Origin of the sequence: Protofrankia sp. BMG5.30 (assembly GCF_001983005.1) — a bacterium.
Lineage (GTDB): Bacteria > Actinomycetota > Actinomycetes > Frankiales > Frankiaceae > Protofrankia > Protofrankia coriariae.
Genome location: NZ_MOME01000028.1, coordinates 16,763 through 36,745, shown reverse-complemented (window position 1 = coordinate 36,745; position 19,983 = coordinate 16,763). Strand labels below are relative to the sequence as shown.

The following is a 19,983-nucleotide window of genomic DNA, read 5'->3' as shown; positions in this document are numbered from 1 at the left end:
TTCGAGCCTCCTCAGTCATGGTGCTGGTGCGCGGGCCCGTGGCTGCCGTCGGGCTGGCTGCCGCCGGGCTCCCCCGGCGACCCGAAATCGTCCGGGAAGGCGTCGACCAGTTTCTCGGCCATCTCGACCGCGGACGCGAAAGCAATGTTGGGAATGGCGTGGTAGTGCACCTGCCCGTCGTTGGTCACGCCAACGTGCCCTTTGATCACGTTTCCGTCGACCTCGATCGAATAGGTGGTCCGTACCACAATATGGTGGCCTTTGTACGTCGTCTCACGAATGCTCTCAAGCGTGTGGTGATCGTGCTCATCGGGTCGCGGACGTCGATATCTCCGCAAACTCTCGAGCACCGACCGCGGCTGGGCCAGTGGTGCCAGCTCACTCTTTCTCACGTGTGTCTCCCAGCATGAGAGGATATTGATCCGACCGTGCTCGCGGTCTTCGCCGGTCTCTCCGAAAAACCACGAACCCCGCTGAAAAACCGCGTACGGCCGTCATTTCACCGGCCGCTGCCGGAACAGCGGCCCCACAACGGGCGCCGTGTTGCCACGAACACCAGTCATACCGCCTGGCGGCGCCCGGTCAGCCGGCGTGGATCGGATTCCTGCGACGCCGCCGTCCACGGGACGGCAGGATGCCGGGCATGCGTCCGCCTGCTTCCGGCCCGGCGACGCAGGTGGATGCCCGGATCCGRCTCGCGGGTTCGCAGTGGTTCATGCGTCCTCCCGGAGGCTGTCGACCGCGTCCTGAGCGTGTTTCCTCCGTCACGAGCATTCCCCAACGAGAAGCAACCGGCTGGCTACTGTCGCCACACGGACACGGCGGCACAGCGACACGGCGACAGGCCGGCCACGCAACCACACATCCCAGTCCGGCCCCACTTCGGGCGGCTTTCCATGCTCGGCTGTTCGGACGCGCGCGATCCGCCCATCTTGTGGCCCGGCGGCCCTGGTCGCCCTGCCGGGTGCAACGGGCTCAGGGCAGGCAACGGGCACGCTTCAGGGCAGGCAACGGGGCTTCCAGAGCAGGCAACGGGGCTTCAGGGCAGGGAGGCCCAGCGGTCGGGGTCGCCACCGCCGAGCCAGCGGTCGATGTCCGCTCGCCACCACACCCGGGTGCCGCCCCAGCGCGAGGTGCGGTTGACCACCGCGGCCGGAGCCGGCGCGCGGGGATCGGTCCGCAGCCGATGATCGACGGCCTGCCGCGTCACCCCCAGAACGGCTGCGATGTCGGCAGACCCCACAAGTACCGGCAGTTCGCCCACGCACCCCGACGATAGCCCGCCGACCACACCGTCACGAACGAACCCGGCCAGCGCAGCGTACGGACCACAGCGGCTCCGGGACCAGCGATGACATCATCGGCGGCTTCGCCCATCTTCGATTACCCTGAACACGGGTTGTACTGTCTCAACCGACGCGCTACCGTCGGCCTGCTCGAGACCTCATTCGATCATCGGGAAGGCGCCCCTCCCGACGGGRGGTCCTGCTGCCCCTGCGTTCCGACGGCAGCCGCCCCCCGCTGTTCTGCGTCCACCCGGCTGGCGGGATCAGCTGGCCCTATATCGGGCTGACGCGCTATCTCGGCCCGGACTATCCGCTCTACGGCCTGCAGGCACGGGGCCTGGCCGAACCAGAAGAACTTCCGGCCACCCTGGAGGAGATGGTCGCCGACTATCTCAGACAGATCCGCACAGTCCAACCGGCCGGGCCCTACCACCTGCTCGGCTGGTCCTTCGGCGGCGTGGTGGCCCATGCCCTGGCCACCGAACTCCAACGCGACGGTGAGCGGGTCGCGCTCCTGGCCCTGCTCGACGCCTACCCCCTCGGGGAGGAATCCCTGCAGGAAGCGGCGCTCAGCGAACAGGACGTTCTCACCCTTCTCCTCGACGCCGCCGGCCTCGGTGAAGAGGAGCCACTCGACGAAGAGCTGGACCGCGACCGCGTGATGGACCTTCTGCGCCGCAAGGGCACCATTCCGGCGGAACTCCTGGAAGAGCGCGCGCTGGCAGCCGTCATCGATGTTTCCAGCAACAACGTCCGGCTGCTACGGGGATTCACCCCCGGCCGGTTCGACGGGGACCTGCTGCTCTGTTCACCGCGGCTCAGCCCAGCCCCGACAGCCCGCCTGACGYCCGCCCGACACCACAGGCATGGCAGCCGTATGTCGACGGCACGATCACCATCCACGCTGTCGCCAGCACGCACCATCACATGATGCAGCCCGAAGCGCTGGCCCAGCTCGGACCGATTCTGGCCGCAGCGCTCGAAGAAAGCATCCGTCGCAGTCCCGTCCCGGAAAGCTGAAAACCCATGGCCAACCCTTTCGGGGACGAGGACAGTACCTGCCTCGTTCCCGAAAGGGACAGCTTTCATCTGGACGATCCCCAGCTCGCGAGGGAGCCACGGGAAACGACCCGAACCCCTCCTTGTGTCGCGTCAGAAGAGGGTCAGGGGCTCGGTTGGTATCGGCTGGGGCAGCGCGTCGAGTTCGGGTACGCGTACCCGAACCTCGTCGTGGAAACGGCGGGCGAGCAGCGGCGCGTCGGCGTTGTCCGGGGTGTGCACAAAAACGGTGGGTGACCGGCCCTCGCGCAGCCACTCGACGACAGTGTCAGTCCAGTGCTGCCAGCCTTCGATCGTCCGCTCCGCGGCGTCGCGGCCGAGGTAGCGGACGATCGGCCGGTCGGTCAACGCGAGCGATCGCAGTGGCAGGCGTGGTTTCTTCGTCCACGCCTCCCGTTCGGCGTCGCTGCTTGGCGGGCTCCGAAAGAACGCGGTGGTGTCGAATGGAATCCATTCGGCGGCCACGGTGGCAAGCGCTCCTTCGAGAAGCCGTGCCGCGCGGGGGTCGTTGAAGAAGGCGGGGTGACGGACCTCCACGGCGTACCGGTGGGACCTGGTGAGCCGGTGGAGAAAACGGGCGAGCGCGGGGACGTCGGCGGGGGTGAACGATCCTGGCAGCTGTATCCAGAGGGCGTGGGCCCGCGGGCCGAGCGGCTCGATCGCCGTCAGGAAGGCGTGCAGCGCCTCGTCGGCGTCCRTGAGACGGCGTTCGTGTGTGATGACCTTTGGCAGTTTGATCACGAACCGGAAGTCGGCGCTGGTCTGCCGCGCCCACGAGGCCACGGTGTCCCTGGCCGGGGTCGCATAGAACGTCGTGTTTCCTTCGACCGCGTTGCACCAGCCGGCATAGTGCCGCAGGCGTTCGTGAGACGGGAGCGGATGCGCCAGAAAACGTCCCTGCCACGACTTGTGCGTCCACATCGCGCATCCCACGTGAAGACGCATGACGACCCGAGCCCTCCATGGACGAACCGCGCCTGAGGCAGCCGGGCCCGAGCTCGCCCTCCAGGTCGCGACTGTGGCACACATAGCCATGTGTAGCCGCACATACTGTATCCAGAAACCGGGCCCGCAACGACGACAGAATTCGCCTCCCTGGACCCGAATCAGAGGACCGCCCCGCCCGAACGCCGGCCGGACACGGCCAGGCCGCGGCACGGTGACGGCCGCGGCCGCGGCCGACCGAGCCGAACATGAACGGAAACATCCCGGTCGGACGGGGCCGGCGCGAGCCGACCGGCCGACCGACCGGGATGCCAGGGTCAGGTCAGGAGCAGAACAGGATCAGACGAGGTCGAACCGGTCGAGGTTCGTCACCTTGGTCCATGCCGCGACGAAGTCGTGCACGAACTTCTCCCGCGCGTCGTCGCTCGCGTAGACCTCCGCGAGCGCGCGCAGTTCGGAGTTCGAGCCGAAGATGAGGTCGACACGGCTGGCAGTCCACCTGACCTCGCCCGTGGCACTGTCGCGGCCCTCGAAGGTGTTCGCGTCCTCGGACGTCGGCTGCCACGTCGTGCCCAGGTCGAGCAGGTTGACGAAGAAGTCGTTGGACAGCGTCTCGGGGGTCGTGGTGAGGACGCCGAGCGGCGACTGCCTGTAGTTCGCACCCAGGACACGCAGACCACCGATGAGGACCGTCAGCTCGGGGGCGCTCAGGGTCAGCAGGTTCGCCCGATCGATCAGAAGGAACTCGGCCGGCAGCCGGTGCCCCTTCCCGAGGTAGTTGCGGAATCCGTCCGCGGTCGGCTCGAGCACGGCGAACGACTCCACGTCGGTCTGCTCCTGCGACGCGTCGGTCCGTCCTGGCGTGAAGGGGACCTCGACATCGAAGCCGGCGTTCTTGGCGGCCCGCTCGACCGCCGCGTCACCGGCAAGCACGATCAGGTCGGCAAGTGAGACCCGCTTGCCACCGGTCTGGGCCGCRTTGAAGGCCTCCTGGATCCCTGTCAGGGTGCGCAGGACCGTCGCCAGCTGGTCGGGCTCGTTGACCTCCCAGTTGCGCTGCGGCTCGAGGCGGATGCGCGCGCCGTTGGCGCCGCCGCGCTTGTCGCTGCCGCGGAACGACGCGGCCGCCGCCCACGTGGTCCTGACCAGCTGTGAGACCGACAGGTCCGAGGCGAGGATCTGGCTCTTGAGGGTGGCGATGTCCCCAGCGTCGACGAGCTCGTGGGTCACCGGCGGGACCGGGTCCTGCCACAGCAGCGGCTCGGTCGGGACCTCCGGACCAAGGTAACGCGAGATCGGCCCCAGGTCGCGGTGCGTCAGCTTGAACCAGGCCCGGGCGAACGCGTCCGCGAACTGGTCCGGGTGTTCCAGGAAGCGCCGCGCGATGGGCTCGTAGATCGGGTCGAACCGGAGGGAGAGGTCCGTCGTCAGCGCCGTCGGGGCGTGGCGCTTCGACGGGTCGTGGGCGTCGGGGACGGTGCCGGCGCCGGCGCCGTCCTTCGGCTTCCACTGGTACGCGCCGGCGGGGCTCCTGGTCAGCTCCCACTCGTAGCCGAACAGGGTCTCGAGGAAGCTGTTGTCCCAGGTCACCGGGGTGGGCGTCCACGCGCCCTCGAGCCCGCTGGTGATCGTGTCGCCGCCCTTGCCGGTGCCGAAGGTGTTCTTCCAGCCGAGGCCCTGCTCCTCGATGGGGGCGGCCTCGGGCTCCGGGCCGACGTACCGGTCCGCGTCGGCCGCGCCGTGGGTCTTGCCGAAGGTGTGGCCGCCGGCGATCAGGGCGACCGTCTCCTCGTCGTTCATCGCCATCCGGCGGAACGTCTCGCGGATGTCCCGTGCAGCGGCGATCGGGTCCGGGGCACCGTTCGGGCCCTCCGGGTTGACGTAGATGAGGCCCATCTGGACCGCGGCGAGGGGGTTCTCGAGCTCCCGTTCGCCGGTGTAGCGCTCGTCGCCGAGCCAGACGCCCTCGGGGCCCCAGTAGACGTCCTCGTCAGGCTCCCAGACGTCCTCACGGCCACCGGCGAAGCCGAAGGTCGTGAAGCCCAGCGACTCCAGGGCGACGTTGCCGGCGAGGACGAACAGGTCGGCCCAGGAGAGCTGCTGGCCGTACTTCTTCTTGACCGGCCACAGCAGACGGCGGCCCTTGTCGAGGTTCGCGTTGTCCGGCCAGCTGTTGAGGGGCGCGAAGCGCTGCTGGCCGGCACCGGCACCACCGCGACCGTCGCTGATGCGGTACGTGCCCGCGCTGTGCCACGCCAGCCGGATTATGAGCGGGCCGTAGTGGCCGTAGTCAGCCGGCCACCAGTCCTGCGAGGTCGTCAGGACCTGCTCGATGTCCCGCTTCACGGCGGCGAGGTCGAGGGTCCTGAACGCCTCGGCGTAGTTGAACTCCTTGCCGAGGGGGTTGGCCACGTCGGGGTTCTTGGCAAGGATCCTGAGGTTGAGCCGGTTCGGCCACCAGCCGCGGTTCCCGCCGCCCTGGGTGGGGTGCGGGGCACGCCCGTTCGCGACCGGACGCTGGCCACCACTCTCCGTATTCGTGTCGGGTATGACCGCATCGTGGTTCTCGGACATTGAGATTCCTCCCGGGCCTAGGCGGATCAGGGGCGGTCAGCAACTGCGTGCGGGGAACAGCCGGTACACAGGCCCCAGCAGATGACCTCGGCCTCGTCGATCGAGAAGCCGCGGTCGCCGGACGCGGCCAGGCAGGGTGCCTCACCGACGGCGCGGTCGACGGCACAGTCGACGCCAGCGACGGCACCGCACGACCGGCATCCGACGTGGTGGTGGTTGTCTCCTGCCCGCGACTCGTAGCGGGCCACGGAGCCGGACGGTTGGACGCGCCGAACCGGGCTCGTGGCCGTCAGCGCACGCAGCGAGTCGTACGCGGCCTGGTGGGACACCCCGGGCAGATGCCCGCGCGCGGCGCCGACGAGCGAGTCCGTGCCGGCATACGGATGCGCGTGCACCGCGCTCAGCACCGCCATCCGAGGACGGGTCGCACGCGGGACGGCCCCGCGCAGTGCCTGCCGGAAGTCCAAGGCCGTAGTCACGTCCCCGACCCTGGCCCGTTTTCTGGAATCAGTCAAGAATCCAGAAGGCACGTTATCTTGATCCATATTGGGTAGGGCCCGTGTTCCAACGGCAGGCACGGCCGTTGCTGGACACAGCGGTCCCGACGACCCCCAACAAGATCGACATCGCGGGCGGGCGGTGCTCGGTTCCAGCGGAGCGCACCGGTGGCCACCCGCGCGACGACGCGACCCGAACCGGGCGTCCCGGCATCGGGGTGAGTGGCGGGTCAGTCCGTCACCAGCGAGGCGCTCGATGCCACGGAGACCGTGTTGCCGAAGGAATCCCTGGCAGAGTCACCGTCCACGAGCGGACACACCCCGGCGGCCGTGAGCGCTCGGCCGCCGGGCTCGAGGGTCACTGTCGAGCTGCCGTTCACGTTCGTCTGCCCGTTCGTCCCGGAGAACGTGAACGAGCAGCTGGCCCCGACAACGATCGCCTGGCCGTCGCTCGACAGCACGTCGGACGTTGTGAGCTGTGGGGTGCCCGCGGTCCAGGTCCCGCTCGTCGCCCCGGTGTACGGCGACGAGCCGGCCGTTGCCGAGACATCGGCTGGCCGGGCGGCCGCTGCGCCGGCCATGGTCAGCGCGGCGCGCCGAAGGCGGCGACGATCCGGCTACGCGCCACGGCGTCCCGCAGCGCGTCGTTGTTCACCGCCACCCCGGTCGTGGCGAGCTGCCGGGCGATGTCCGTCGTGCCGAGGCGGGCGAGGCCTGCGACCGTCGTGTCGACCCCGGCGCCCGCGAGCGCGCCGACGATCCCGGACCCGAGCCCGACGACCGCGCCGGACGCCGTCCCGAGGTCACCGGCCGGGGTGTTCGCGACCGTCGGGTCGACGACGACCTGACCGAGCACCGCCGTCGCCGTCTCCCGCGGTAGCCGCGAGACGACGTCACCGGTCACGAGCTGGACGGTCGAGGCGACGCCGCCGAGCTGCTGGTCCGCCGGGAGCGCGGCGAGCACGGACGCCGCGGTGACCCCGTTCGACAGCACCGCGCCGCCGACGACGGCGCGCAGGTCGGCGACGGTGGCGCCCGGGCGCTCGACGATCTCCCTGACCGTCGGCACGGTCATCAGGTCCTCCAGGCCGGCCACGGTCCGGACCACCTCGTCGGGCCTCGCGTCCTGGGGCCGGAACACGATGCCGGTGTTGCCGATCTGCGGCTTGATCTTGACTGCTTCCCCGAGGGTGGTGCCGGCGAACTCGACAAGCTGGAAGTCGTTGCCGGTCTGGGCGATGAAGGCCGTCCTGTCGGCGATCTTGACCGTGCCGAGGACGCCGAGGTTGCCCGGTACCTGCGGGCGCGGGGCCGTCTGGGAGCGCAGGTCGAACAGGTCGTTCTGCAGCGCCGTGAGCTTGCTCTCCAGCTCGTGGACGACGCCGACGAGGTCGGAGCGCAGTTCCGTCACCGCCGCCGCGAGCCGGACGAACTGGTCGTGGACGGCGTCGAACTCGTTCTCGATCGCGTGGAAGCGCGCGTTGAAACCGAGCTCCTCGGGGGTCGCGGAGGCCTGCACCCGGTCCTCGCCGTCGACCCAGTCGGTGTGCGCGAAGGTGCGCGCGTACGTGACGACGGTGTCCGGGTCGACGGTCTGCACGTCGGTCGCGAAGTCGAACGGCGTGGGCCGGGAGTTGCCGGTCGCCCCGACGATCCACCAGCCGAGGATCTCGCCGATCTTCGACTCGGCGAGCCCGGCGGACTTGAGCGTCCCGGCGACCTGCTGGGTCGAGACGCCGTTGACGAGAATGTCCCTGTCGAGGAACGAGATCGGTTGCGGCACGGCGGGCCTCCTGGCTCTGCGTCGGACGGGCCCGGAGGGCGGACGGCTCCGGGCGGCGGACGACGTTCTTCTCGGGTGCGGACGGCGGTCGGTGCGTGATCGTCCAGCCCGGCTCAGCCGGGCGGCCCGTACCGCTCGGTGCCGACGGCGCGGCGGCGGCGGAACCGGGTGTACCCGCGGGAGACCCGGCCGGAGAGGAACTGCGGCGGCCCGCCGTCCGGCGAGACGTGGCCGCGCCGGAGCTGGAAGGTGTTGATCTCCACTCCGAGCGGGCACAGCTCCTCGAGGAGGTTCATCACGTAGCCGTACTGGTCGAGGTCGAGGACCGCGCCGTCGGGCAGCTCGACCCGGACCTCGTACGGGTCGGCCGCGCCGCGCCGGACGTACGCGACACACACGACGAGCGCGACGCCCGGCCGGGTGCCGACGAGCTCCGCCCGGCCGCCGAGCCCGCGGCGGATCTCCAGCGGCGCGGGGGCCCAGCGCAACGGCCGGCGCAGCCGCGGCCCGCCCTGGCGGAACGACCAGTCGAACGCCTCCGGGTCGAGCCGCGACGGCCCGAGGATCCCGCCACCGAGGGCGTCGACCGGCCGCGCGAGGAGCGGTGGCCTGGGCGCTGACGAGTCCGGCGGGGGGAACGGGGTGACGTACCAGCGGTACGCGGCGGGCGCGGGCTCGCCCGGCCGGTTCGACCCGCCGGGCAGCGTCGAGACGGACGCGAGCACGAGCACGTCGGTGCCGTCCGGATGCGGCAGCGCCCGCACGGCGTGGAAACCGGCCGCGGTGAGCGCCGCGAGGTCGGCGACGAGCGCCTGCCGGGCCGCGGCCACCGCCGGGCCGTCCGGCGCGAGGCCCGTCAGGTGCGGATCGACGACGACGCCGAGGAGCAGGTCCGCGTCGTACGCCTCCCGGACCCGCGCGGCGAACTGGTCGGCGGCCGCGGGGACGAGCCCGTCGCCGACGAGCGGCCGCAGCGCCTCAGGTATGCCCGGGACGCCGGTCGCGATCTGTTCGAGGAGGGCGTCGAGGGCCGCTGGGGTGAGGGCGTCCGGGGGCGGCCCGCCGTGTGCGAGGTTCGGCGCGGCCCTGGCCCACGCCTCGTCGACGAGGACGTTGCGGCCAGACCCACCGCCGTGGATCCGCGCGGTGTAGCTGGCCGACGCCCCGGCCTCGAGCACGCCGGGACCTTCGATGACGAGCCCCTGCGACGGCAGTGACGTCAGGTGCAGCGAGCCGTCCTCGAGCGGGGTGGCGTCGAGGCCCGCCGCGGCGAACAGCCAGCGCGCGGCCGGGTCGTCGGCGCGGTCGCGGACCCGCGCGCCGAGGACGGCGCCGACGACGTCCGGCGGCCCGGCCAGCCCCGGATCGGCGCCGGCCGCGGCGGACTGCCGGGCGGCGCGGGCCGCGGCCACCGCGGCGTCCACCCGGGCCGGGTCGAGCGGGTCGATGGTGACCCCGAGCCCGAGGTCGAGCCGCGGGTCGACGTCCTGGGTCATCGCCGAGCGCAGGGTGAGCGCACCGGATCCGGTGAGCGTCCCCAGGACGCGCACCGCCCGCGCGAGGGACGTCGCGACGACGGCGGCGAGGTAACGCCGCTCGGTGACCGGCTGGGCCCGGTCGAGATTGGCGCGCAGCACCTGCCGGACCTCGAGCAGCCGGGTCCGGGTGGCGTCCGGCAGCCGGGCCGCCGGCGGCGTCTCAAGGTCGAGGAGCAGCCCGGTGCGGGCGAGTTCGCCGAACCGTTGCCGCCATGCGCCGCCGGCCCCGCCGGGTGGGACGACCTCGACCATCCGCACCGCGACGGCGAGCCGGTCGACCTCGTCGACGATCCGGAACCGGGCGTCGACCCCGACCGCCGACGGCAGGCCGGTGTTCGGGCCGCCGTCCGCGGAGCCGTCCGGGACGCCGTTGAGGGCCTGTTCGAAGCCGGCCGGGGTGGCCAGCCGCCAGGACGTCACCATCCGCAGCCGGGCGCGGTAGGCGTCGTCGTCCTCGCCGGCGAGCCGGGGGACGCCGTGGTCGGCGCCGGTCCGGTCGAGCGCGCCGGAGCGCGCAAGCGAGACGTGCCGGGATGCCGCGATCTCGCGGGCGACGGCGGCGATCCGCTGCTTCTCCGCGGTGAGCAGGTGCACGGTCCGGGCCAGCCGGCCCTCGACGACGACCGTCTCGACGAGGCCGGCGGCGGCCGCGGCGGCGAGGTCCGTGCCGGTGGCCGCCGCGGCGAGCGCGGTCGACGGGTCGTGCGCCGCAGGCCCGTCGACGACACGGACGGTGACCGTGAGGCGCAGCGGCCCCGCCGCGTCCTGCCCGTCCTGCCCGTCCTGCCCGTCCGGACCTCCGGGCAGGTCGGGGACGAGGAGCGGCAGCAGCGATCCGGCCGCCGACCACGCGGTGAACACGGCCGGCGGCGTGGCCGGCGCACCGTCGCGGCGGACGACAACCGCCCGCCGCTCGAGTGGCACCCGGAGCCGGACGAGGACCGCGGGCGCCCGCGTCGCCGGGACGTCGACGACGCCGTCGACGAGCGGGACGACGTGCGCACCGGCGGCCGCGGCGTACGGCGGGGTGAGCAGGTCGAGGGCTGCGCGCAGGCCCGCGGCCTCGACCGGCCGGTCGCTGCCCCGGCGCATCACGCCACCACGACGTCGGACGGGTCGGTGACCAGCACCGGCACCTCGGCGGGCCCGATCGTCACGTCCTCGCCGACGCCGAACTCCTGGACGCCGTACGGCTGGCCGGCGCCGAGGACGGCGTCGGTGAGCCGGGGCGGGTAGCGCAGCAGGCGCAGGTCGCGGGCGTCGGCGACGCCCGGCTCGTTCATCACCGCCCACATCGCCTCGCTGTACCGGACCGGCTCGCCGATCCGCAGCCGGCCGACGTAGCGCCGGATCCGGTCGACGATCCGGCCGACGAGCGCGGTGGTGCCGGCCGACGTCCCGGTGTCGGACGCCGCGAGGCCGTCCAGCGAGAGCCGGACCCGCAGGCCGACCCCGACCTGGAGTGCCTGCTCGATGGACGGCGCGATGCCGATCGGCCGGACCGTGTCGACGGCCTGGCGCACCCGGTCGGCGAGCTGGCCGGGCCCGTCCCAGACGGCGGACTCGTCGGGGGCGACGAGAACCGTGACGTAGTAGGGGTTCCCGAGGCTGCGCTGCTCGCTGAAGAGCCGCTCCGCGAAGGAGAAGTTGCCGTAGATCGACTGGTTGACGTCGAGGCCGCCGTAGAGGTCCCTGACGAGGACCTGCCGGACCCCGGGGACGAGCGACACCGCGACCCGCAGGGCGTCCGGCGTCCACAGCGTGCGCGGGTAGGCGAGCAGCAGGTCCCGGTAGGTCTCGTCGGACCAGGTGAGGCTGCCGCCCTCAAGCTTTTCACCGTGGGTGATCGTCAGCGTCCCGGCGGTGACGAGCGCGGCCGCGCCCGACGTCCGGGCGTCCGCCGGGTCGAAGGCGTCGATGCGGCCCGGGGTGTCRCCGTCGACCTGTGCCGCCGGGTCGAGGTCGCCGCCCGGGCCGGGCTCGAACGCGGTGACCGCTGCGGTCACGCTCCGGGTCACGCCGTCGAGCCGGACCGGGTCGGCGAGGAACACCGACGTGCCGCCGCGGGACCGCAGCCGGCTGCCGCGCGGCAGCGTGAGCTGTGGGACCTCCGGCGGCAGGTCACCGGCCAGCGCGAGCCTGACGGTGCCGGTCGCGCGGTGGAACGGGCGGGTCAGGCCGAGTTCGGCGCCGAGCCGGGACAGCGCCTCCCCGGTGGCCGTCGAGACGAAGGAGTCGTCGAAGACGAGGCCGAGGTGGCTCCACATCCGGGCGTCCTCGACGCTGACGAGCTCCAGCAGGGTGCGCAGCACGCTGCCGGACGTCAGGTCGACGTCGGCGCCGAAGAGCGCCCGGGCGAGGGCGATCTTCTCGTCGAGGATGCGCCCGACCGGCTTGGGCACGAAGCCGGCCGCGGTCACGCCGTGGTCGAGGCCGCTCGCGGTGCTGCGGGCGAGCGCGTCGAGGTCCGCGCCGGTCGTCGGGTCGGTCATCCGAGGTCCACCTCTCCGAGGGTCATGGGTACATCGGTGCCGAGGACGGTCCGCACCGTGGCGCGCACGACCTGGCGCCGGCTGGCGTCGAGCGGTTCGAGGGTGACGTCCACGACGTCCACGACCCGCGCGTCGGCGAGCAGGGTCCGCACGACGGCGACGCGGAGCAGCTCGTCGCGCAGCAGCGGCCCGAGGGCGAGTGCGAGCACCCGCAGGCCGTCGAACCCGAAGCCGGTGTCGAACAGGTCGCTGCCGACCGGGGTGAGCAGGGCGACCGCGAGGTCCTGGGCGAGGTTGTCCGGGCCTTCGACGAGCCGCGGCCCGCCGGCCCCCCAGGCGAGGTCCACCGCGGGCTGCCCACCCGGGACGGGGACGAGCGCGAGGCCCCGGCCGAGAACAGCCCGGCCGAGGACGGCCTGACCATGGGCGCTGTCGGGCGGCGCGGTCACGCCCGGGTCGGCGCTCACGCCGTCCCCTTGTTCACCTCGACGCCGCTCTTCACCGTCATGACGACCTTCTCTCCGTTGAGCCGGATCTCCTTGTCGGTGGAGATCGTGATGTTGCCATCGGCGTCGATGGAGATCGACGCGTTGCCCTTCTTCGTCTTCACGGTGAGGACGCCGGCGGCGGGGGTGTCGGGGCGTTTGCCGACATTCGGCATCGAGTCCTCGCCGACGGTGAGCTCGAAGCCGAGGACATTGACGACGCGGGCGCCTCTGGCGTCGACGAGGTCGCTCGCCACCCTGCCGTCCGGCGCCGGTGTGACGTCATCCCCGTCCGTTGCCGGGGCGACGTTCGTCGGCAGGGTGAGCCACCAGTCGCCGGCCTGGCTGCTCGGCTCGGTGCCCTCGTCCCACACGCAGCCCGCGACGACCGCGTTGCGCGGGTCGCCGTCGTGGTTGAGCTGGACGACCCGGGTGCCCGGGTAGTGCGGGACGACGAGCCCGGTGCCGCCGTAGGCGAAGGGTGTGACGTAGGGCTTGTCCGTGAGGCGGGTCGCGGGCGAGTCGAGCCTGCCGCGGACGGCGACGTTCGGCGGGGCGGCCTGGGCGAGGCCGTCGTCGAGGTCGAGCCGCTGGGCGTGCCGCCGCTCCGAGGCCGCGACGGACTGCGCGGTGACGATGCCGGCGTCCACCGCGCGGCGTGACCGGGCCATCGTGCCGATCCGGGCGTCGATCGTCTCGGCGACCCGGTGCGCCTCGGCGGTGGGCCCGGGCTGCTTCGCGGCCGCGCCGACGCCCTCGACGCGCAGTTTCGTCGTGAAGCCGGTGGTGCGGCCGAGGGTGTGCGTCACCGAGACGACCCGGAAGTCGCGGGGTTTCGCCTGGGTGGGCGGGGCAAGCAGGCCGACGATCGGGGCCGCGAGCGCGGCGGCGCCGCCGATGGCGCCGACGACGGAGTCGGCGAGACCCGCCGCCGCCTTCTTCTTCACCACCTCCGGGAGGCGGATCGTGACGGCGTCCCCCACCTTGATGTCCGGGCGGCCGAGGAGCATGACGTCCCAGGCGTCGGCGGTGGAGGTGGCGAACGGGTCGTCCCTGGCCGGGTCGTCGTGCTCGTAGGGTGCCGGGGTCGCATCGACGAGACCGGTCGCGGTGTCCAGGGGGTGGCTGTTCGCGCCGGTGAGCCTGGTGGTCCAGGTGCCGACGTGCACCGTCCCGTCGCGCAGCAGGACGGGGATCCGGCCGTGTGGGGCGTCCGGGAAGGCGCCGCGGGCGAGCGCCTGGACGGCGTCCGCGATCCGGTCTCCGGCGCGCAGCTCGGTCCTGCCGTCGATCGTCGGGTGGTTCCCCTCCGCGACGACGGTGACCGCGGGTGTGAGCGAGCCGAGCAGGGCACGCAGCCAGTCCACGACGGTCCCCTGGGCGGGCAGCGGGGTGCCGGAGACGAAGGAGCGCCGCAGCCGCGCCCAGGTGGAGTCGACGCCGCTGAACCGGGTGCGGTAGCGGACGTCGCCCGCGGTCCGCTCGAGCGCGGTGATCCGGCCCGCCAGGACGGTTGTCAGGGTCGACGTCCGGGCCGGGCCGAGGCCCACGGCGGCGAGCACGCTGGCGCCGGCGGACAGGAACGAGCCCGGGGTGTCCCGCCAGCCGAGCGCGATCTCGACCTCGGGGTACGGGCCGCCGAGGATCGCGTCGACGTCCTGCTGGCTCATCCCGTCGACTGTCACGGTGAACGTGGGCGCGCTCCACGTGCTCTCGAAGGCGACCTGGATCTCCGCGTCGTACCCGGAGCGGTCGACGCTGACCGGAGGCCTGCTGCCGGCCGCGGCCGGCGCGGCCCGGAAGTCCAGCCGCCAGCCGGCGTCGAAGCCGACGTCAGACGAGCCCGGCATAGGGGTCCTCCTCCCGGACGGACGGCCCGCCGCCGGGCTGTCCTGCGACGGACCGCTCGGCGGCGGGCGCCGCGGCGAGGGTGCGCCAGCCGACGGACAGCCGGGCGCCGGTGGGCCCGGCGGCGACGAGTGCCCCGGCGGTGACGGTCACCTCGTCGACGAGCAGGTGGCCGCGCAGCCGGCCGTCGTCGAGGACGGCGACCGGCCGCCCCGGGCGCGGCGGGATGGCGGCGAGCACGCGGCGCCCGGCGACGACGAGGACGACGACCCGCACCTCGGCGCCGGACAGGGTCGGCCCGGGCGGCGCGGTGAGCGCCGCGACCGCGACGGACCGCGCGAGCTCCGGGAGGTCCCGCGCCGCGACGGGCCCGGGGCCCGGACGGCGTTCGAGGCAGGCGGCCGACGTCCACACGGTGCGGCCCGGGGCGGCGCCGAGGACGGCCGCGAGGTCGCCGGCCACGGCGACGACGACGGCGCGCAGGTCGCCGTCCGGCACCGGTAGCGGCGCCGCGACCGGCAGGCCGCCGGCAGCGTCGAGCGGCAGGGCGAGGAAGCCCGTGGGGAGAGTCATGTCAGGAACTCCACAGCGGAGAGCACGGCGGTCGCGCCGAGGTCGACGAGCGCGTCGAGGGGGCCGGGCTTCGGGACGTGCCGCAGCGTCACGTTCACCTCGACGCAGTCGATCCGCTGCGCGGCGGCGGTGAAGGACAGCTCGGTGACCTGCATGTGGGTGCGGGTGACAAGGGTGCTGACCAGGGTGATGCCGTCCGGGAGGAACCCGAGCGACGCCCCTGTCCGGCTCGCCGCGGCGATGGTCTCGAGGTTCTTCTTCCAGAGCAGCCGCTGTGGCCCGACGAGCAGCGCGGACAGCGAGACGGTGTCGGTCGATGCCGTCGTCGCAGCCCGGAACGCCGCGGCCCCCACGGGGGGCAGCGCGTACGACTCGCTGAGCGACATCCGGCTCACCGCGAAGAGCGGGACGGCGAGCGGCAGCGCGAGCAGCGTCGCCGACGGCAGGTGCAGGAACTCCTCGACGAAGGACCGGTCGCTCATCGGGTRCCTGCCAGCGGGACGTCGGCGGGCCAGTACCCGTCGAGGCTGCCGTGGTGGGTGGCCGACCATCTGCCGTCGGGGCTGACGGTGATGTCGAAGCGGACCGGCTCCCGGCCCTCGCGCGGGATCTCGTAGTGCACCGACTCCAGGACGTCGACCACCTCGGTGGTCCCGTCCCGCAACGGGATGGCCAGGCGGCGGCCCTTCGCCCGCGCGGTCAGCGGGACGTCCGCGCCGAGCCCGTGCGCGCGGCGCAGCGCGTCCTCGAATCCCCTGTTCTGGACGAGCTGGTTGACGCCATCGGGGGCGAGCATGATCCCCTCGACGAGTTCGGTGCCGAAGCCCGGGCCGACGAGGTGCGCGCGCTGCCACCGCTCGAGGAGCTTCGCGAGCCGGGTGGCGAGCCGCGGTGGCACGGTCTTCAGGCCGGCGATCTGCGCGGGGCGCAGCTGCGCCTTTTCCAGGCCGGCGCGGGCGATCGGCTCCCGCAGCGAGCCCTCGGCGACGACGTCGAGGCCGCCGAGCCGCAGCTCGTCGAGCAGCTGCGCGCGGGGCAGGTCGGCGATGGACGGGGTGGCGGTGAGCCGGGTCCGGATGCTGTCCGCCCGCGCCACAGCCTCGGCGTTGGCGCCGACCCGCGGCGCCGCTCCCGGGGGCAGCGGCTGCCCGGGCAGGACGTCGCCGTGGACGACGACGTCGAAGTCGCCGGCCGCCCGCCGCAGCGCCTCGTTCGCGCTCGCCCACTCGCGCTGGAGCCGGGCGGCCGCCTCGGCGGCCGCGGCGGCGTCCCGGCCGGGGTTGCGGCGGTACGTCTCGAGCGCTTGCAGCAGCCGTTCCATCACCGGGGCCAGCGCCTTCGGATCGCTGACGACGTATGAGACGCCGCGTTCCGGAACCGTCCGCCCCGCCGCCCAGGCCGCGAGCGTCTGGCGGGCCTGCGACCGCACCTCCTCGCCGAGCGACAGCGCGCCGCGCAACGGGAGCACGGGAGCGGGCCCGGTCCTCGGCAGCGCGTCCGCGACCGCGTGGCTGAGCGCTTCGTCGTGCTCGGCGATCTGGCGCTTCACCGCGTCCTCGAAGCGCATCAGGTCCTCCGTGGCGTCCGCGATGACCGCCAGGTCGGCCTCGCGCAGCGGGCGTTCGCGCAGCGTCACCGGCGCCCCGCCGGCCCGTCTGGTGGCCTCGACGTCCCCCAGGATCCGTCCGATGGCGTGGTTGAGGCTGTCGAGCGCCCCCTGGGTGCGACGCTCGTGGGCGCGGGCGACGGAGAGCAGGACGGTCTCAAGAATCTCGTCGGCGGTACGGCCGCCCCCGCGGTCGCGGTAGAGGATCTCGAGCGCCTCGCGCAGCCGTGTCATCGTCGGCGCCTGCTCGCGGGCGAGCCGCGCGAGCCCGGGCCGCAGGGACTCGGCGCTGATCGTCATGGTGTGCCTCCGGTGGCGAGCGGGCCGAGTGCGGCGTCGACCTCGGCGGCGGTGCCGTGCTCCTGCGCCTGGCGGCGGATCCACGGCACGAGGACGGGTGTGATGACGTGCGGCAGCAGTTCGTTCATCACCGCGACGACGGCCGCCTCGTGCACGGCCTGGCGCACGGCGCGCTGGATCATCTCCTCGGTGAGGCCCCTGAGGACGCGCTCGCGGACCTCCGCCGCGGCGAGCCGGACGACGGTCCGCGCGCCCTGCTTCTCCGCGACCCTGAGCCCTTCGAGGGCGGCGGAGGTCAGCGCCCGCGCGCCCTTGCCGACCGCGACGACGTCGAAGACGGAGAACGCGACGKAGATCGCTGCCATCAGCTGGGCGAGCTGGACGTCCTGCCAGTGCTGGAAGAGCTCGGGGTCCTCCAGCGCGTGGTAGAGGTCGGTCTGCCGTTCGGCGTCGAGGACGTCGTGGACGGCGAAACCGATGCTGACCGCACCCGTGATCGCGGCGGCGGCGACGGCTCCCAGCGGTGCGCACAACAGGCCGAGGAGGATGATCCCGAAGGTGGACGYGAACTCCAGGAGCTTGTCCCTGGCCGCCTTGTGGTCGATGGCCTGGTTGACCCCGGCCGCGTAGAGCCGCAGCCCGTGGACCTCGGGCGCGAGGACGTCGTCCGCGAGCTGGTGGATGCCCTGGAGCGTGTACCGCAGCCCCCGCCAGTCCCGGCCCCCCTCGCGTTCGGCGTACTTCGACGCCGCCAGCGCGAAGTGGGCCCCGTCATCGAGATCGGTCGCCTCGCCGGTCATCCGCTCGTTCGCGGCGAGCATGTCCGCGAGCAGCGTGCGCAGGTACCGCTCGAGGTAGCCGCGGTCGAGTTCGCGGCGGAAGACGATCGTCTGCAGGTCCGGCACCTGGTAGAAGAGCGGGTCGCTCATGTTGAGCAGCCGCCGGCGCTGGTTGATCGTCTCCCGTAGCTGGTCGGCGGTCCAGGCGCGGCCGTCGTGGACGGCGACCCGCTCGCCGCCGCGTTCCTCGACGCGGTCGTCGCCGACGAGGTCGAGGATGCGGCGCGGGGTGGTCTCGATCGGCGCGGGCAGCTCGTAGTAGTCGTCCCGGGTGCRCCGGGCCCGGTGGATCGAGAGGATCTCGCGGACCGTCCCGGYGGACCGGCCGACGGACCCGGCGTACTCGATCGCCCGGAGCAGCACCGTCGGCCACAGGACGAGGTCACCGAGTTTTTCGATCTTGCCGCCGATGTCCTCGACGAGGGCGTCGAAGTTCTGCTTCCGCTGCCGGGCGGTGATGCCCGCGCGCGAGCTGCGCAGCTGCTGGAGCATGATCGACCGGCAGGTCTCGGCGAAGACGTTCTCGTAGCCGAAGCGGAGCGCGTCCGCGAGATCGCTGATGAACCGGATCGCCCAGCCGGCGGCGTTCGGCGGGTCGCCGTCGGCGATCCCGACGAGCCGGGCGTTGGCGGCGTCGAGATAGGTCGAGACGACATCCCCCGCGAAGATGTCGACCTCGCGGGCCAGGCCGGCGAGCCGGCGCAGCCAGTGCAGCTCCGGCGTCGGCGACGGCGTGAGGTGGACGAAGCCGTTGTTGCCGGTGGCGTCCGGGCGCACGGTCACCTCGGTCGTCGCGCCGGACGCGATGCTCGCGGCGGCGACGCCCCTGGCCCGGCCGCTGATCGCGGTGGCGCAGTGCAGCGCGAACATGCCGGCGTACCCGCACTCGGGAATGGCGAGCGCGGCGGCGAGCGCGCGCATCCGGCCGACGAGGTTGCGGGTGTCGACAAGGTCGGACAGCTTCGGCTCGACGAGGTAGGAACGGCAGACGAGCGGCGCCCTGAGCGCTTCCGGCGCCCCGGGCCAGGCACGCTGGGTCCCCGTGTCGGACCGCGGGATGTCGGCGACGTCGAGGGCCGACGGCTCGTCGTCGGGCGGGACGACGTCGTCCCGCGCGGTGGGGCTGCCCTGCTCGTCCGGCGCGGCGATGTAGCCGACTCCCGCGCCGCCGCCGGCCTTCAGCAGGGCCTCGGGGAGCGGCTGGCGCGCGAAGACGATGGGAATCGTGTCCGCCCCCTCACCGAAGGACAGCTCGCCCTGCCCGGTGCCGAGTCCGGAGGGCAGCAACGCGGTCCTGGGGCTGTTCGCGAAGAAGATGATCCCGCCGTACCCGCCGCCGCTGTCGACCGTCATGACATGCCGGTAGCGGCCGGGCAGCGGCATGCCGTCGGCGCCGACGGCGTCGACCCGGGTGAGGAACAGGAAGCGGAGGAACGCCCCGCTCGTCGTCCGGATGAAGCCGTGGTATCCGGGAAGCTCCCGGTCGAGCGCCGGCCCGCCGTGCCGGTAGAGGTGCCACCGCCAGGCGATCCGAACGGCCTCCTCGACGCTTACGGCAACCCCGGCCGCCGGCAGCCACGGCTCCCGCCGGTCCGCGTCGTCCCGCAGCGGCACCCGGGCCGTCCCGCCGTCGAAGAACGGGATCTCGTAGGTCGTGCCGGTCGGCGTGTACCGGATCCGGGACGGGTCGAACGGCTCGGCGGGCGGGTCGTCCACCCGCGCCGGGCCGCGGGCCGTGGCTCGGGAGCGGAAACCGGCGCGGGCCGCGCCGTCGGTCGCGCCCCGCTCGGCCGCCGTGAGCAGCGCTTCGGGGACGCGCGGGCCGGCTTCGGACGGGGCCGCGCCGACGGCGACGGTCGTCACGTCACCCGGCCGGATCCCGAGCGCCGACAGCGGGAAGCGCGCGCAGGCGGCGGCGACGGCGTCCGCGACCCCGGCCCGGACCGCCTCCGCGGACACCCCGCCCGCGGCGTCCGGGGTGACCCGGACGCTGACCGGCAGGCGCAGCCGGGGGCCGTACGCGCTCGCCGTCCCGTCCGTGGCAGGCCGCCTCGACCGTTCGGTCGGTGCCGTCATCGTCGTCCCCTCCTTTCCGCGTCCCCGTAGTCCCCGCGTCCCCGCATCCGTGCCGTCCGTGCCGTCCGTGCGGCTGGGCCGG

The 19,983-nt window shown here is 73.2% G+C and carries 16 protein-coding genes; 1 reads left to right on the top strand and 15 read right to left on the bottom strand.

Annotated elements, in window-relative coordinates; genetic code table 11:
• Positions 1–11 precede the first annotated feature (11 nt).
• Together BL254_RS16105 and BL254_RS16100 are read right to left on the bottom strand one after the other, a co-directional pair.
• Entirely contained in the window at positions 12–248 is a 237-nt protein-coding gene (locus BL254_RS16105; protein ID WP_052914835.1) for a hypothetical protein, read from the bottom strand.
• Between the two features lie 791 nt (positions 249–1,039).
• Positions 1,040–1,264, bottom strand: coding sequence for a hypothetical protein (locus BL254_RS16100; protein ID WP_047224364.1), 225 nt, complete (start codon positions 1,262–1,264; stop codon positions 1,040–1,042).
• Positions 1,265–1,404: 140 nt separating this feature from the next.
• Between BL254_RS16100 and BL254_RS16095 the strand changes: the two genes are divergently transcribed.
• Entirely contained in the window at positions 1,405–2,217 is an 813-nt protein-coding gene (locus BL254_RS16095) for an alpha/beta fold hydrolase (protein ID WP_083731136.1), read from the top strand.
• Positions 2,218–2,438: 221 nt separating this feature from the next.
• Here BL254_RS16095 and BL254_RS16090 read toward each other — a convergent pair whose 3' ends face one another.
• The 13 genes from BL254_RS16090 to BL254_RS16030 all read right to left on the bottom strand — a co-directional run bounded on the left by BL254_RS16090 (position 2,439) and on the right by BL254_RS16030 (position 19,901).
• Positions 2,439–3,290, bottom strand: coding sequence for a DUF72 domain-containing protein (locus BL254_RS16090; protein ID WP_076843862.1), 852 nt, complete (start codon positions 3,288–3,290; stop codon positions 2,439–2,441).
• A 339-nt stretch (positions 3,291–3,629) separates the two neighbouring features.
• Complete coding sequence (katG, locus tag BL254_RS16085) at positions 3,630–5,864, bottom strand: catalase/peroxidase HPI (protein WP_076843860.1); 2,235 nt, start codon at positions 5,862–5,864, stop codon at positions 3,630–3,632.
• Between the two features lie 26 nt (positions 5,865–5,890).
• Complete coding sequence (locus BL254_RS16080; protein WP_076843858.1) at positions 5,891–6,343, bottom strand: Fur family transcriptional regulator; 453 nt, start codon at positions 6,341–6,343, stop codon at positions 5,891–5,893.
• 248 nt (positions 6,344–6,591) lie between these two features.
• Positions 6,592–6,942: a hypothetical protein gene (locus tag BL254_RS16075; protein WP_047224360.1), complete on the bottom strand. Its 351-nt coding sequence runs from the start codon at positions 6,940–6,942 to the stop codon at positions 6,592–6,594.
• Positions 6,943–6,944: 2 nt separating this feature from the next.
• Positions 6,945–8,144 carry a hypothetical protein gene (locus BL254_RS16070; protein WP_047224359.1) on the bottom strand — a complete coding sequence of 400 codons (1,200 nt, stop codon included), beginning with the start codon at positions 8,142–8,144 and terminating at the stop codon, positions 6,945–6,947.
• 113 nt (positions 8,145–8,257) lie between these two features.
• Positions 8,258–10,774: a hypothetical protein gene (locus BL254_RS16065; protein ID WP_076843856.1), complete on the bottom strand. Its 2,517-nt coding sequence runs from the start codon at positions 10,772–10,774 to the stop codon at positions 8,258–8,260.
• Complete coding sequence (locus tag BL254_RS16060) at positions 10,774–12,174, bottom strand: hypothetical protein (RefSeq protein WP_076843854.1); 1,401 nt, start codon at positions 12,172–12,174, stop codon at positions 10,774–10,776. Before BL254_RS16060 ends, BL254_RS16065 begins: the two co-directional genes overlap by 1 nt.
• Positions 12,171–12,641 carry a hypothetical protein gene (locus BL254_RS16055; RefSeq protein WP_047225225.1) on the bottom strand — a complete coding sequence of 157 codons (471 nt, stop codon included), beginning with the start codon at positions 12,639–12,641 and terminating at the stop codon, positions 12,171–12,173. Before BL254_RS16055 ends, BL254_RS16060 begins: the two co-directional genes overlap by 4 nt.
• Positions 12,638–14,509, bottom strand: coding sequence for a hypothetical protein (locus BL254_RS16050; protein WP_076843852.1), 1,872 nt, complete (start codon positions 14,507–14,509; stop codon positions 12,638–12,640). Before BL254_RS16050 ends, BL254_RS16055 begins: the two co-directional genes overlap by 4 nt.
• On the bottom strand, positions 14,493–15,080 hold the full coding sequence (locus BL254_RS16045) for a hypothetical protein (RefSeq protein WP_076843851.1): 588 nt from the start codon (positions 15,078–15,080) through the stop codon (positions 14,493–14,495). Before BL254_RS16045 ends, BL254_RS16050 begins: the two co-directional genes overlap by 17 nt.
• Positions 15,077–15,562, bottom strand: a complete 486-nt coding sequence (locus BL254_RS16040) for a hypothetical protein (protein WP_047225221.1) — start codon at positions 15,560–15,562, stop codon at positions 15,077–15,079. The genes BL254_RS16045 and BL254_RS16040 overlap by 4 nt, the downstream gene beginning before the upstream one ends.
• The gene (locus BL254_RS16035) at positions 15,559–16,986 is read right to left on the bottom strand and encodes a polymorphic toxin type 4 domain-containing protein (protein ID WP_076843849.1); all 1,428 of its coding nucleotides are present in this window, start codon (positions 16,984–16,986) and stop codon (positions 15,559–15,561) included. The genes BL254_RS16040 and BL254_RS16035 overlap by 4 nt, the downstream gene beginning before the upstream one ends.
• A complete protein-coding gene (locus tag BL254_RS16030) occupies positions 16,983–19,901 on the bottom strand; it encodes a hypothetical protein (RefSeq protein WP_076843847.1) in 2,919 nt (972 codons plus the stop codon). Before BL254_RS16030 ends, BL254_RS16035 begins: the two co-directional genes overlap by 4 nt.
• Positions 19,902–19,983: the final 82 nt, after the last annotated feature.

Excerpts from the sequence above, each read along its gene's own strand:
- BL254_RS16075 (WP_047224360.1), bottom strand. The coding sequence starts at position 6,942 with ATGGCCGGCGCAGCGGCCGCCCGGCCAGCCGATGTCTCGGCAACGGCC.
- BL254_RS16065 (WP_076843856.1), bottom strand. The coding sequence starts at position 10,774 with ATGCGCCGGGGCAGCGACCGGCCGGTCGAGGCCGCGGGCCTGCGCGCA.
- BL254_RS16050 (WP_076843852.1), bottom strand. The coding sequence starts at position 14,509 with ATGCCGGGCTCGTCTGACGTCGGCTTCGACGCCGGCTGGCGGCTGGAC.
- BL254_RS16045 (WP_076843851.1), bottom strand. The coding sequence starts at position 15,080 with ATGACTCTCCCCACGGGCTTCCTCGCCCTGCCGCTCGACGCTGCCGGC.
- BL254_RS16040 (WP_047225221.1), bottom strand. The coding sequence starts at position 15,562 with ATGAGCGACCGGTCCTTCGTCGAGGAGTTCCTGCACCTGCCGTCGGCG.